14 protein-coding genes are annotated in these 13,065 nt (G+C 70.5%); 6 read left to right on the top strand and 8 right to left on the bottom strand.

The genetic code is table 11. From position 1 onward, the window contains the following. Positions 1-149 precede the first annotated feature (149 nt). Positions 150-344: a CPBP family glutamic-type intramembrane protease gene (locus QH270_RS02965; protein ID WP_280338769.1), complete on the top strand. Its 195-nt coding sequence runs from the start codon at positions 150-152 to the stop codon at positions 342-344. A gap of 7 nt (positions 345-351) precedes the next feature. Here the strand turns inward: QH270_RS02965 and QH270_RS02960 are convergent, their stop codons facing one another. The 4 genes from QH270_RS02960 to QH270_RS02945 form a co-directional block, all read right to left on the bottom strand. Next, positions 352-846, bottom strand: coding sequence for a YbjN domain-containing protein (locus QH270_RS02960; RefSeq protein WP_280338768.1), 495 nt, complete (start codon positions 844-846; stop codon positions 352-354). Continuing rightward, entirely contained in the window at positions 843-2,201 is a 1,359-nt protein-coding gene (gene mshA, locus QH270_RS02955) for a D-inositol-3-phosphate glycosyltransferase (protein ID WP_280338774.1), read from the bottom strand. The genes QH270_RS02960 and mshA overlap by 4 nt, the downstream gene beginning before the upstream one ends. Before the next feature lie 127 nt (positions 2,202-2,328). Beyond that, on the bottom strand, positions 2,329-3,330 hold the full coding sequence (locus tag QH270_RS02950; protein ID WP_432420284.1) for an alpha/beta hydrolase: 1,002 nt from the start codon (positions 3,328-3,330) through the stop codon (positions 2,329-2,331). A 239-nt stretch (positions 3,331-3,569) separates the two neighbouring features. Next, positions 3,570-4,394, bottom strand: a complete 825-nt coding sequence (locus tag QH270_RS02945) for an alpha/beta fold hydrolase (protein ID WP_280338766.1) — start codon at positions 4,392-4,394, stop codon at positions 3,570-3,572. A gap of 81 nt (positions 4,395-4,475) precedes the next feature. Between QH270_RS02945 and QH270_RS02940 the strand changes: the two genes are divergently transcribed. From QH270_RS02940 to QH270_RS02930, 3 genes are all read left to right on the top strand, one after another. Beyond that, positions 4,476-5,210, top strand: coding sequence for an SDR family NAD(P)-dependent oxidoreductase (locus QH270_RS02940; RefSeq protein WP_280338765.1), 735 nt, complete (start codon positions 4,476-4,478; stop codon positions 5,208-5,210). Between the two features lie 218 nt (positions 5,211-5,428). Next, the gene (gene mscL / locus QH270_RS02935; RefSeq protein ID WP_280338773.1) at positions 5,429-5,866 is read left to right on the top strand and encodes a large conductance mechanosensitive channel protein MscL; all 438 of its coding nucleotides are present in this window, start codon (positions 5,429-5,431) and stop codon (positions 5,864-5,866) included. Positions 5,867-5,880: 14 nt separating this feature from the next. Further along, positions 5,881-6,102, top strand: a complete 222-nt coding sequence (locus QH270_RS02930) for a DUF1737 domain-containing protein (RefSeq protein WP_280338764.1) — start codon at positions 5,881-5,883, stop codon at positions 6,100-6,102. Here the strand turns inward: QH270_RS02930 and QH270_RS02925 are convergent. Both QH270_RS02925 and QH270_RS02920 read right to left on the bottom strand, forming a co-directional pair. Next, positions 6,053-7,492 (bottom strand): DHA2 family efflux MFS transporter permease subunit, encoded by a 1,440-nt coding sequence (locus QH270_RS02925; RefSeq protein WP_280338763.1) that lies wholly within the window; start codon positions 7,490-7,492, stop codon positions 6,053-6,055. The two genes, QH270_RS02930 and QH270_RS02925, sit on opposite strands and share 50 nt — an antisense overlap. A gap of 5 nt (positions 7,493-7,497) precedes the next feature. Further along, complete coding sequence (locus tag QH270_RS02920) at positions 7,498-8,070, bottom strand: NADPH-dependent FMN reductase (protein ID WP_280338772.1); 573 nt, start codon at positions 8,068-8,070, stop codon at positions 7,498-7,500. A gap of 213 nt (positions 8,071-8,283) precedes the next feature. Between QH270_RS02920 and QH270_RS02915 the strand changes: the two genes are divergently transcribed. Then, the gene (locus tag QH270_RS02915; protein ID WP_280338762.1) at positions 8,284-9,642 is read left to right on the top strand and encodes an MFS transporter; all 1,359 of its coding nucleotides are present in this window, start codon (positions 8,284-8,286) and stop codon (positions 9,640-9,642) included. Between the two features lie 204 nt (positions 9,643-9,846). On the opposite strand, the gene QH270_RS02910 is transcribed toward QH270_RS02915, so the two are convergent. Both QH270_RS02910 and QH270_RS02905 read right to left on the bottom strand, forming a co-directional pair. Further along, a complete protein-coding gene (locus tag QH270_RS02910; RefSeq protein WP_432420283.1) occupies positions 9,847-11,016 on the bottom strand; it encodes a L,D-transpeptidase in 1,170 nt (389 codons plus the stop codon). Between the two features lie 213 nt (positions 11,017-11,229). Beyond that, positions 11,230-12,363 (bottom strand): UDP-N-acetylmuramate dehydrogenase, encoded by a 1,134-nt coding sequence (locus QH270_RS02905; protein WP_432420282.1) that lies wholly within the window; start codon positions 12,361-12,363, stop codon positions 11,230-11,232. On the opposite strand from QH270_RS02905, the gene QH270_RS02900 reads away from it, so the two are divergent. Then, entirely contained in the window at positions 12,362-12,847 is a 486-nt protein-coding gene (locus QH270_RS02900) for a DUF2505 domain-containing protein (RefSeq protein WP_280338761.1), read from the top strand. The two genes, QH270_RS02905 and QH270_RS02900, sit on opposite strands and share 2 nt — an antisense overlap. Positions 12,848-13,065: the final 218 nt, after the last annotated feature.

Here is a 13,065-nt window from a genome sequence, read left to right as displayed (position 1 = left end):
CCCCCCCCCCCCCCCCCCCCCCCCCCCCCCTCCCCCCCCCCCCCCCCCCCCGGGGGGGGGGGGGGGGCCCCCCCCCCCCCCCCCCCCGCTGCCCACTCGCCGTCCCGGATAAACGCGTGGCGGGTTGTGGATGGTGGGAAGATCGGCGGATGAGCGAGAAGGCGGAGGACGCCGAGGTCGCGGGAGCTGAGACCTTCCTCGTGATCGGCGGCGCCCGGATCATCTTGACCCTGGCCTACATTCGCACCAAGAACCTCGCGGTCTCGGCGGGCGCGCACATCATCAACGACTGGACGTTGTTCGGGCAAGCGGTGGCGGTCAACTCGGCGCTCGCGCTGTTCTGACCGCGTGTCAGACCTTGTCGGCCTCGTCGATGAGGTGCTCGAACGCGCGCAGGTTCTTGAGGGATTCGCCCCGCGAGACCCGCCACTTCCATTCCTTGCGGATGGATTCGGCGAAGCCGAGTTCGAGCAGCACGTTGAAGTCGGTGTCGACGGCCTCGAGGATCTGGCCGAAGAGGCGGTCGAGTTCGTCGGGGGTCACCGACTCGATGGACGTGCGGCCGACGAGGTAGATGTCGCCGACATTGTCGAGCGTGTAGGCCACGCCGTACAGGCGCCGGTTGCGGCGCAGCAGGTATTTGTAGACGCCCTCGAAGTTCTCGTCGGGCTTGCGGCAGACGAACGATTCGATGCGCAGCCCGTGCTTGCCGACGGTCAGCATCACCGTGGTCTTGAGCTTGCGCTCGCCGGGCAGCACCACGATGAAGGTGTCCTCGGCGTGGCGGGTGTATTCGATCTCCCGATCGCGCAGGGTCTCGTCGATGAGCTGCGATACGGCGTTCACCTGCGTACTCCTGTCCGGCGCCGCCACAGCGCCCGCGATCTGGCCTGACTGGTCTCCCCCGCGAGCAGGGCGATCCGGCCGCGTTCGGCACGGAACCCGGCCATCGCGGCAGCGTAGCTGTCGAGCAGTCCCTCGGCGGTGTGCGCCCAGGAGAACCGGCTCGCGTGCTCGACCGCGGTGGCGCCCATCCGGGCCAGCCGGGCCGGGTCGTCGAGGAGCGCGGCGAGCGCGTCGGCCCAGTCGGGGGTGCGGTGGCCCGGCACCAGCAGACCGGATTCGCGGTGCCGCACGGCCGTGCCGAGACCGCCGACATCGGCGGCGAGGACCGGGGTGCCGCTGGCCTGCGCCTCGATGGCGACCAGGCCGAAGGATTCGTTGTAGCTGGGCACGGCGACCACATCGGCCGCGCGGTACACCTGGACCAATCGGTCGGCGGGCTGCGGCGGCAGGAAGGTGACCTGCTCGGTGATCCCGAGGGCGGCGGCCAGTTCGATGAGCGCGTCGGGCCTGGCCAGGCCGGTACCGGAAGGCCCACCGACGATCAGGACACGCAGCTTGCGGCTCGGGTCACGGCGCAGCAGTTCGGCGGCGGCGCGGACGAGCACGTCGGGGGCCTTGAGCGGCTGGATACGGCCGACGAACGCGACGACCTGCTCGTCCGGCCGCAGGCCGAGTTCGGCGCGGGCCGCGAGCTTGTCGCCGGGGCGGTAGCGGGTCAGGTCGGCGCCGGGCGGCACCACGTCGATGCGCTCGGGCGCTGCACCGTAGAGGTCGACGAGCTGGCGGGCCTCGTCACCGGTGTTGGCGACGAGCCGGTCGGCTTCGACGATCACCTGCTTCTCCCCGATCACCCTGGTCTCGGGTTCGGGAGCGTCGCCCTCGGCCAGCGCGGCGTTCTTCACCGCGGCCAGCGTGTGCGCCGTGTGCACCAGCGGCACCCGCCAGCGGTCGCGGGCCAGCCAGCCGACCTGGCCGGAGAGCCAGTAGTGCGAGTGCACGAGGTCGTAGTGGCCGGGCAGGTGACGGGCCTCCTGGCGCAGCACCTCGGCGGTGAACGGACACAGCTGGGTGGGCAGGTCGTTCTTGTCCAGCCCCTCGAACGGTCCGGCGACGACGTGGCGGACCAGCACACCGGGTCCGGCCTCGGCCACCGGCGGCAGATCCGAGGAGGTCGCGCGGGTGAAGATCTCCACCTCGGTGCCGCGTTTGGCCAGCTCGAGCGCGGTCTGCAGCACGTAGACGTTCATGCCGCCCGCGTCGCCGGTTCCGGGCTGCGCCAGCGGCGAGGTGTGCACCGACAGCACCGCGATGCGGTGGGGCAGGATTTCCGGGCGACGCTGACTCACACACTCCAGTGTGCACGCCGCGACGCCGCCGCCGACATCCCTACCGGGATCGGTGACGGTCGTCACACGGTATTCGTGAGTGAGTTCACGACGAGCCTGCCGGACCGCGACCACCCGCGCCAGCGAATTTCGGACATCACGATCCCTGCTCGTCGCGTGCCAGGGCGGCCTCGAACATCGGCCACGACTTGTGCAGATCCTGCTCCCAGTAGCCCCACGAGTGGGTGCCGTTGGGTCGCAGATCCACCGTCGCCGGGATGCCGAGCGACTGCAGCCGGTCGCTGAGCTGACGGGTGCACAGCCCGGTGACGGCCTCGAGCGAGGCACCGAACAGCAGCTGGGTGGTCAGCTGCACCGGATCGCCCTGCGCGGCGACGAGATTGTCGTACGGCCCGGGAATCCCATTGCCGGACGACACGTACACCTCGGTGCCGCGGAACGCCTCGGCGTGCAGGTACGGGTCGTGCGCCGACCACGCCGGATCGCTCGGCGGCCCCCACATGTTGGCCACGTTGCCGAGTCTGCTGCCAACGACCGCGCTCACGATCGCTTGTCCGCGTGGGTCACTCGTGCGCACGCAGCCGCTGTAGGAACCGATCGCCCGGTACATGCCCGGCGCGGCGAGCGCGAGCTGGAACACCGAGGTGCCCGCCATCGACAACCCCGCGATGGCGTTCGCCCCGGTGCCGCCGAACTCGGCGTCGATCACCGGCGGCAGTTCCTCGGTGAGGAAGGTGGTCCAGCGCTGCTTGCCGAGCACCGGGTCGACCGCCCGCCAGTCGGCGAAGTAGCTACCGGCGCCGCCGAACGGGATCACCACGTTCACCTGCTTGTTCTTGAAGAATTCGACGACATCGGTGCGGTCCAGCCAATTCCCGTCGCTACCGCCGCCGACCCCGTTCAGCAGATACAGCGTGGGGGCAGGTGAATCGGGATCGGCGGCCCGCAGCACTCGTACCCGGGTGACGATATCCATGGCGGGCGAATACACGCCGACATCAATGGTGCGATCCGGTTCGACCCGCTGATCCTCGATCCTGGCGTGTTCGGCGCTCGCCGACGGCGCGCCCACCACCGCACCCACCAGCAGCGCGACTGCCAGGAACACGATCCGAACGCCACCTGCCCGACCGAACATCATCGAACTCCACTCTCGACGCCGAACCCACTTCCCTTCGCATCAAACGGCATTCCCGCACGCTACACACGTATTCACGAAATGTTTGTGACAATTACCAGAAGATTTTCCGCCGCCCTGTGCGAAATGCGCTCGTTGCTCCCGAGAACAATCACAGTCATATCACATCGGCTTCGGCGACTAATTGTTCTCTGATTCGCGCCGAAAGCGACCGGTCGTTTTCGGCGCGAAAGCGCAGCTCAGTCCAGCGCGTCGAGGAAGGCGCTCACCTCGGCGACGAACCGGGGCCGGTCCTCGATGAAGAGGCCGTGCTGGGCGCCTTCCCAGTAGGAGGCGCGGGCGCCGGGCACGTTGTCGACGATGTAGCGACCGTTCTCGACGGGAACCACCGGATCCGCCGTGCCGTGCAGGACCAGCACCGGAATGTCGAGGGCGCGCAGGGTTTCGGTGTTGTCGACGGTGCGATAGAACAGCGCCTTGCGCACCGAGGGCGCGGTGGCGAGGCTACCGCCAAACAGGCGCTGGGCATCGGGGCCCTTGTCCTCGCCGGGGCCGGTGTTGGCATTGCCGAACACGGCGAACGCGCGGACCGCGCGGCCTGCCGCCTCGTCGAACACACCGGGGATGGCCTTCGCCATGGCGGGACCGGGCTCCGCGCCCGGCACATCCCGGCCGATATGGGCGGGCGCGCCACAGTAGACGACGCCCGCGATCGCCGCGGTGCCCTCGGTCGCGAGGTAGTCGGTGGCGACGATGCCGCCGTAGGACCAGCCGAGCAGCACCGCGCCGGATTCGATGCGCTCGGCGGCGAGCACGGCCGCGACGTCGGCGGCCCAGGCCTTGGGGTCGTCGTAGCCGGCGCCGGGATCATCGGAGTAGCCGTGACCGCGCAGATCGACCGCGAGGACGCGGTAGCGCTGGGCCAACTCGTCCTCGGCGGCGCCCCAGCACCGCAGGTTCCCGGCCCAGCCGTGCAGCAGCACCAGCGGCCGCCCGTCCTCCGGTCCGGTCACCCGGTAGACGATCCTGGTTCCATCAGCGCTGACCGCGTCACGAATAGCCATGCCGACAGGCTAGCGCCGGCCGGATTCACGATGATCCGAGCCGTGGCGAGGCGAAATCGGCGGCGAATAGGATCGGTGCACATGAGCACTCGCATCGCCGTCGTCACCGGAGCCAGCTCGGGCATCGGGGAAGCCACCGCCAGGGAACTCGCGAAGCAGGGGTACCACGTGTACGTGGGCGCCCGGCGGTTCGACCGCGTCCAGCGCCTGGCCGCGGAGATCGGCGGCACCGCGGTGGAACTGGACGTGACCTCCGAGGAGTCGGTGGCCGCGTTCACCGAGGGGCTCGAGCGGGTCGACGTGCTGGTGAACAACGCGGGCGGGGCCAAGGGCCTGGCCACGGTCGCCGAGGCCGACCTCGCCGACTGGCGCTGGATGTGGGAGACCAACGTGCTCGGCACGCTGCGGCTCACCAAGGCGCTGCTGCCGAAGCTGATCGCCTCCGGTGACGGCCTCATCGTCACCATCACCTCCATCGCCGCCATGCACGCCTATCCCAACGGCTCCGGCTACACCTCGGCCAAGCACGCCCAGGCGGTGCTGCACCGCACCCTGCGCGACGAGCTGCTCGGCCAGCCGGTCCGCCTCACCGAGATCGCGCCGGGCGCGGTGGAGACGGAATTCTCGCTGGTCCGCTTCGACGGTGACGCCGACCGCGCCGCCAAGGTGTACGAGGGCATCGATCCGCTCTACGCCGCCGACATCGCCGAGATCGTCGGGTTCGTCGCGAGCCGCCCGCCGCACGTGAACCTCGACACGATCGTCGTGAAGCCTCGCGACCAGGCCGGACCGGGCAGCTTCGCGCGCCGGTCCTGACCCGCGCCGATCAATCCCAGGATCGGGCAACCGAATCCGGGGCGCCGGAACCGTCCGAGTGGCGCTCGGCGCGCCCGGAATTGATACTGCCGGAGGCCGGTTCACACCTCCTAGTGCGGTAGCCACAGATTCGCTACCCGGCGAGACGGCCGATAACATCACCGCGTTTGCCAATAGCCAGTCTCAGGAGTGCTTCACTGATGCGCAGTATCAAGTCCGTGTTCGGCGGGTTCAAGGATTTCCTCATGCGGGGCAACGTCGTCGACCTCGCGGTCGCCGTGGTGATCGGCACCGCGTTCACCGCCGTCGTCAGCTCGTTCACCAAGGGGCTCATCGACCCGCTGCTCGCGGTGTTCGGCTCGACCAACGAACTGGGCCTCGGCGTCCAGCTGATCGCCGACAAGCCGGCGACCTTCATCCAGATCGGCCCGATCATCACCGCGTTCATCAACTTCTTCATGGTGGCGGCGGTCCTGTACTTCGTGCTGATGCTGCCGATGAAGTCGCTGAAGAACAAGTTCGGCACCACCAAGGCCGCCGAGCCCACCGAGACCGAACTGCTCATCGAGATCCGCGATCTGCTGGCCAAGCAGCAGGGGCTGAGCACCGAGCAGACCGAGACGCTGAGCAAGGAACGCGCCGCCGAGTCCGTCTAGCGGATACTGGCCCCATGAGCACACCTCCCGACGGCCTGCCGATCTATCGCGTGCTGACCGGCCCGGACGACGAGACGTTCTGCCGGCGCGTGAGCGCCGCGCTGGCCCTCGGCTACACCCTGCACGAGGGCCCGGCCGTCACGTTCAACGGCGAGAACGTCATCGTCGCCCAGGCCTTGCTCTGGCCTACCGCCGCGGCAACAGCAGCGCCGGGATCATCGCCAGCGCGATCATGACCGGCGCGATCAGATAGGTGTGCTGGAAGGCCTCGGCCAGGGCCGGGGCCAGCGCCGCACGCTGCGCCTGGTCCATGCCGTGCAGGGCTTGCAGCCCGCCGGTCACCGGGAGCAGCGCGCCCAGCGTCACCGAACTCACCGCCGTACCGATCGCCATGGCGGTGGTGCTGATCATGTTCAGCACCGTCGACCCGGCAGGCTGTTGCTCCCGGCTCAGCGGCCTTGTCGCGGTGGTGATCACCGGCATCATCGTGCCGCCGCCGCCCGCGCCCATCAGCACCATGGTCAGGCACAGCGCCCAGTACGGCGCGTCGGCGTCGAGCTGGATCGCGAACAACACGAAACCGGTGAGCGCCACCGTGATCGAGACCGGCAGGTAGCGGCCGGGCGGGATCCGGTCGATGAGTCGGCCCGCCACCTGCATCGTCGCACCGGAGGCCAGCGCGAACGGAATGCCGAGTGCGCCTGCCAGCAGGGCGGATTCACCCCGCACCACCTGGAAGTACAACGGCAGCAACAGCATCGAGCCGAAGTAGCCGCTCGCGAACAGCGCGAGCAGGCCCGCCGAGATTCCCGTCGTCCGGTTGCCGAGCACCCGCAGATCCAGCAGCGGCACCGGGGTGCTCAGCGAGCGCACCACGAAGGCGACGATCAGCCCGACGCCGGCCAGCAGCGGCACCAGCACCGACGGCGTCGCGAATCCCGCGCTCTCCCCCGCCGCCGTCACGCCGTAGATCACCAGCGCCAGGCCCGGTGACATCAACAGCAGGCCGATGACGTCGAGCGGTCGCGGCGGTTCGGGCGCGTCATCGGGCACCACCCTGGCGGCGAGCACCAGCACCAGCGCGCCGAGCGGCAGGTTCAGGAAGAACATCCACCGCCACGACACCTCGTCGATGAGGTAGCCGCCGATCACCGGGCCGAGCAGCGGGCCCACCAGGATCGCCAGCCCGAGCGTGCTCATCAACCGGCCGAGCCGTTCCGGGCCCGCCGCACGCAGCAGGATGGTCATGGCGACCGGCATCAGCAGGCCGCCGCTGGCGCCCTGCACCAGGCGAAAAGCGATGAGCGACTCGATGTTCCAGGCCAGACCGGCCAGCACCGAGCCGAACGCGAACGCCGTGATCGCGGCGAGGTACAGCCGCTTCGCGCCGAAGCGGCCGACCAGCCACGCCGAGGTGGGCACGACCGCGCCGAGGGCGAGCGAGTAGCCGGTGGCGACCCACTGGATCGTGCTCAGTCCGGCGTCGAATTCGACGGAGAGTTTGTTGATGGCGACGTTCACGATCGTCTGATCGAGGGTCGCCATGATCATGCCGACCACCAGGACCAGCGCGATGCGCATCGGATTGCGGGTGGCGACCGGTGCGGTCTGCGTCTGCGTGAGCACGGCGGTCACTTTCCGTACGGGCGGATCGCGCGGGCGGTGCGCAGGGCCTCGCCCCACCAGATCAGCTGGTCGAGCAGGGCCGCGGCGGCGGTGTCGGCGGAGTCGTCGCGCAGACGGCCCGCGTCGTCGAACCTGCCCCACGGGTTGGGCAGGGCCACGCAGTCGCGCACCGTCACCGCGTGCAGTTCGGCGAAGACCGGGCGCAGGTGTTCCACCGCGCGCAGCCCGCCGGAGATGCCGCCGTAGGAGACGAAGCCGACCGGTTTGGCCTGCCATTCGGTGTGGTGGCTGTCGACGAGGTTCTTGAGCGCGCCCGGGTAGCTGTGGTTGTACTCGGGCGTCACGATGACGAATGCGTCCGCGGCGGCGAGTTTTTCGGTGATCTCGGCCGCGGCCGGGGCGGCGGCGCCGAACGTGTGCGGCAGCTCGGCCGCGCCGGTGTCGACGATGTCGACGGTGAGCGCGTCGCGCGGTGTCGCCTGGCGGATGAACCAGTCGGCGACGGTCGGACCGAAACGGCCTTCCCTGGTGCTGCCGATGACGACGGCGACCCGCAGCGGACGGACCTCGGTGTTCAGGTGCTCGACCGTGGCGCTCATGTGCTTCCCCTTGCTTCGGTGGCGACCCTCGGTCACCGCTGCGCACCACGGTGCTACCTCAACCATTCTTCAGGTCAAGTCGGCGATCCAGAACCCCTTGACTGGAATACCCCCTATGGGTATATGGTTGCATCAGTACGCAGATAAGCGATCACGCATGAAAGAGCACGCAGCCTCAGGAGGGCCGACACCATGACCACCTCACTGTTCGCCCACCGCGACTACCGGTTGCTGTTCACGGCCCAGGTCGCGGCCCTGTTCGGCACCGGCCTCACCACCGTCGCGCTGGGGCTGCTCGCCTACGAGCTGGCCGGTGGGAACGCGGCCATCGTGCTCGGCACCGCGCTGACGCTGAAGATGGTCGCCTACGTGACGGTCGCCCCGATCGCGGGCGCCTACGCCGGACGGCTGCCGCGCAGGCAGTTCCTGATGGCGCTGAACGGGATACGCGGCGCGATCGTGCTCGCGCTGCCCTTCGTCGACCAGATCTGGCAGATCTACGTGCTGATCACCCTGCTGCAGATCGCCTCGGCCGCCTACACCCCCACCTACCAGGCCGTCCTGCCCGACATCCTGCCCGACGAGCGCGACTACACCAAGGCGCTCTCGGCCGCGCAGCTGGCCGCGACCATGGAGACGCTGCTGAGCCCGATGCTGGCGGCGCTCGCGCTGAGCGTGCTCAGCTTCCACTGGCTCTTCGTCGGCACCGGCCTCGGCTTCGCGGTCTCGGTCGGCCTGGTGCTGGCCGCGCGCATCCCGGACGCGGTGGTGGGCGACGGTGCGATCGGTGAGCGTCTGGTCGCCGGGTTGCGCCTGTTCGCCGCCACGCCGCGACTGCGTGGACTGCTCGGGTTGAACCTGGTGGTCGCCGCCGCCGGCTCGGTGGTCATGGTCAACACCGTCAACTACGCGCGGGACGTGCTGGGCGGCGACCAGTCCGGCGTCGCCGTGCTGCTGGCCGCGAACGGTCTCGGCACCATGCTCATCGCGCTGACCCTGCCCAAGATCCTGGACCGGCGCGACGAACGCTCGGTGATGCTCACCGGCGCCGCCGTCCTGGTGACCGGGCTCGCCGCGGCGATCGCGCTGTCGACCGCGCCGACCGGGGCCTGGAGCTGGCCCGCCGCCCTCACCACCTGGGCCACCATCGGCGCAGGCACCGCCATGGTGCTCACCCCCACCGGGCGGGTGCTGCGCCGCTCGGCCCGCGCCGAGGACCGGCCCGCCCTGTTCGCCGCCCAGTTCTCGCTCTCGCACGTGGCCTGGCTGCTCACCTACCCGATCACCGGCTGGCTGGCCACGGCCGCGGGGTTCACCACCACCTGGGTCACGCTGGCCGTCCTCGCCGCTCTCGGCGCCGTCGCGGCGGTGCGGCTGTGGCCACGCCGGGATCCGGCCGAGATCACCCACGTCCACGAGCTCGGCACCGTCGACCCGGCCATCCTCGTCGACGCGATCCAGGTGGGCCCGCGCCACTTCCAGCACACCCACGCCTACGTCATCGACCGCGACCACCCGCGCTGGCCGAGCCGGACACCCGCGCTGGTCTGATCGGCGACCTCGGACGCCCCACACGTCGACACGTGTGGGGCGTCGCGCTGTCCCGCCCGAGGCTTCGCGTCCGGCGCCGGGACGCGCTCCCCGGTGCGCCCCACGCCGGGATGTGCTCCGACTCGCACGGCGCGGGACGCCGGATGCCTCGTGCGCCGACCGGGGCATCCGCCGCGGTCGTCCGGGCGATCGGCGCACGCTCTCCTAGCGCGGACCGGCGGCCGCGCCGGACGGTGTCGTCGCCGCGGACAGTGCCGACATGGACTGCCAGGTGGGCCAGTCCAGGGCCCAGTCGTAGATGTCGCCGTCGGCCTGGGACAACTCGATGGAGGTGCCGGTGACCTCGACCGGGTCGCCGTACAGCGCGGTCGGGAAGTAGGCCTGGGCATCGGACGGCGAGAGATTGATGCACCCGTTGGTGACATTGGACGCGCCCTGCGCGGCCAGGGATTCCGGGTTGGCATGGATGAATTCGCCGTTGTTGGAGATGCGCACGGCCCAGCGCTCGCGAACATTGGTGTAGTACGGCGGATTCGACATCATGAAGTCCTCGTACTTCTCGGTGACCACGTGCACGCCCGAGCGGGTGACATTGCGCGGCTCGTTGCCCTCGCCGTAGGAGACGGCGAAATCGAAGATGGTCGCCCCGTCCCGCACGACCTGCATCCGGTGACTCGGGGCGTTCGCGACGACGACCTGGCTGCGGCCGATGCTGAAATCGGAAGTGAGGTCGGAGTCGCCGTAGGCGCCGCCGCCCAGGTCGACGCCGTACAGCGGGGCCGAGACATGCACCGTGGTCCCGGGCGTCCAGTAGTTCTTCGGGCGCCAGTGCACCCGTGAACCGCCGTCGTCGGGCAGCCACGCCCACGAACCCTCGGTGGGCGGGTCGGTGGTGACGGTGAGCGCCTTCTCCACCGCCGCCTTGTTCGCCACCGGTCCGGTGAACTTCAGGATGATCGGCGCCGCGATGCCGACCTCTTGGCCGTCACCGATGTTGAGCGTCGCCGGAGTCGTCGATGCCGGGCGCAGGGTCGTGAAGGTCCCGTCGATCGGCACGGGCTTGCCGTCGGTGCCGATCGCGGTGCCGGTCCAGGTGTAGGAGGCGTCGTAGCCGAGCGGCTCGGTGATCTTGTAGGTCGCGCGATCGGGGCTGAACTCGCCGGTGACCTGCTTGCCGTTGGCGTTGGTGAGCGCGATCTGCTCGATCCGGCCGTCGCTCACCGTCACCGAGACGGGAGCGCGGGGCTCGACCGCGGTCGCGTCCGGCGCCGGGGTGATGGCCACGCGCGCCACCGGGCCCGCGGGTTCGCCGGCGCCACCGGGGCGGTCGATCGTGCATCCGGTCAGCACGACGAGCACCGCCAGCAAGATCACCGCAACCGCGGGCCTGCCGCGCCGAAAGCCGACGCCACGCCCGTCGGCAGCTGCTCGCCGCCGCGCAGCTCCCACCGCCGCTCCGCGCGCACGCAACGAGGCGGTTACCGAAAGTTTGCTCACGGCATCGAATGTACGCCGGGCTACCGACCGGCCCCAGGCAGCGCCCAGCTCAGCGAGCGAGATCACTCGCCGAGGGTCAGCCGGTCGAACTCACAGGGTCAGGCCGACGGTCACCGGTTCCGGTTCGAGGCGCACGCCGAACCGCTCCTCCACCCCGGCGCGCACCGTGCGGGCCAGCTCGACGATGTCGCTCGCGCGCGCGGCGCCGCGATTGGTGAGGGCCAGGGTGTGTTTGGTCGACAGCCGCGCGGCCGCCTGCTCGCCGGGGAACCCCTTCGCGAACCCCGCCCGCTCGATCAACCACCCCGCCGACAGCTTCGTGCCGTCGGGCGCGGGATAGGTCGGCACCGACACCTCGCCGAGGTGCGCGGTGATCGCGGCGAGCACCCCGGGCAGCCGCTCCGCGCTCACCACGGGGTTGGTGAAGAACGATCCGGCGCTCCAGGTGTCGTGATCGGCCGGGTCGAGCACCATGCCCTTGCCCGCACGCAGCCGCAGCACCTCGGTCCGCACCGCGGCGGCCGGGCGGGTCGCGCCGTCGGCCGCGTCGAGCACCCTGGCCAGCTCGCCGTAGCGCAGCGGGGCGCTCTGTCCCGACGGATCGAGCGCGAACTCGACCGCGAGCACCACCGCGGCGTCGCTGTGCTTGAGCACGCTGGTCCTGTAGCCGAAGCCGAGTTCGGCCGGTTCGGCCCAGCGCACCTCGCCGCTCGCACGATCGAGCAGCCGCACCCGGCTCAGCAGCGTCGCCACCTCGACGCCGTACGCGCCGACGTTCTGCACCGGCGTCGCCCCCGCCGATCCGGGGATGCCGGACAGGCACTCGAGCCCGCCCAGACCGGCGGCGACGGTCGCCGCGACCACCTCGTCCCAGTTGGCGCCCGCCTCGGCGAGCACGCTGTCGGCGCCGATCTCGACGCCCGTGTTCCCCACCCGCACGACCACACCGTCGAACCCGGCATCGTCGATGAGCAGGTTCGATCCGCCCGCGACCAGCAGCACCCGCACATCGGCCGCGTCCAGCGCCGATACCGTGGCGATCAGCGCCTCGGTGCTCCCGCATTCGGCGACCAGCGCGGGCCCGCCGACCCGCAGGGTCGTCAGTTCGGCCAGACGCACCGATTCCCGCACCACCGCGCCGGTCCCGGCGAGGAGGTCACGCAGCTGATCGGAGGACACCACCCGTGTTGTACGCACGGGTAGAGACGGTAGCGTGTCGCCCATGGCTACACCTCTGGCGTTCACGGCGCGCTACTCCCATTCGGTCGAGGCCGTGCGTGCGGCGTTCGCCGACGAGCAGTACTGGAAGGCTCGCATCGAAGAGGTCGGTGGCCCCGGCGCCAGGCTCGATTCCTTCGCCGCCGACGCCGCCTCGGTGCGCGTGCAGATGGTGCAGTCCATCCCCGCCGATCAGCTGCCGCCCGCCATCACCGCCGTCCGCCCCGGTGACCTGATCATTCCGCGCACCGAGACCTACAGCGGCACCACCGGCACCGTCGAGGCGCACGTCGACGGCGCTCCGGCCAAGGTCACCGCCACCGCCACCATGACCGACGAGGGCACCGGCTCGGTGCTCACCGTCAGCGGCACCATCGAGGTGAAGATCCCGCTGTTCGGCGGCAAGATCGAGGCCGCCATCTCCGAGCACCTGCTCGAGCTGCTCGGCAACGAGGCCACCTTCACCGAGCAGTGGCTCGCCACCCACTGAATCCCGATTCCCGACCCCGCACCCGCGACCTCGAGGAGCGGCGGCCACGCAGCGGCCGGTGGGGGGGCCCCGGCGGGGCGCCCGGGGCGGGGGGGGCGGCGGGGGGTGGCCAAACGACACCCCCCCCCCGCCGCGCGCCTGTGCCGCCACCGCGGCGGCCGTGTGCCCCACTATATGGGGGGGCCCCGCGCCCACCCCCCAGGCCGCCACCTCGTGAT

The sequence above is a fragment of the Nocardia neocaledoniensis genome (assembly GCF_029868625.1).
GTDB classification, from domain to species: Bacteria; Actinomycetota; Actinomycetes; order Mycobacteriales; family Mycobacteriaceae; genus Nocardia; species Nocardia neocaledoniensis_A.
This window is presented reverse-complemented; position numbering and strand designations above follow the sequence as displayed.

Coding starts and splice junctions, on each gene's coding strand:
- QH270_RS02950 (WP_432420284.1), bottom strand. CDS start 3,330: ATGTTCGGTCGGGCAGGTGGCGTTCGGATCGTGTTCCTGGCAGTCGCG.
- QH270_RS02900 (WP_280338761.1), top strand. CDS start 12,362: ATGGCTACACCTCTGGCGTTCACGGCGCGCTACTCCCATTCGGTCGAG.
- QH270_RS02930 (WP_280338764.1), top strand. CDS start 5,881: ATGAGCACACCTCCCGACGGCCTGCCGATCTATCGCGTGCTGACCGGC.
- QH270_RS02905 (WP_432420282.1), bottom strand. CDS start 12,363: ATGGGCGACACGCTACCGTCTCTACCCGTGCGTACAACACGGGTGGTG.
- QH270_RS02915 (WP_280338762.1), top strand. CDS start 8,284: ATGACCACCTCACTGTTCGCCCACCGCGACTACCGGTTGCTGTTCACG.
- QH270_RS02945 (WP_280338766.1), bottom strand. CDS start 4,394: ATGGCTATTCGTGACGCGGTCAGCGCTGATGGAACCAGGATCGTCTAC.
- QH270_RS02940 (WP_280338765.1), top strand. CDS start 4,476: ATGAGCACTCGCATCGCCGTCGTCACCGGAGCCAGCTCGGGCATCGGG.
- QH270_RS02965 (WP_280338769.1), top strand. CDS start 150: ATGAGCGAGAAGGCGGAGGACGCCGAGGTCGCGGGAGCTGAGACCTTC.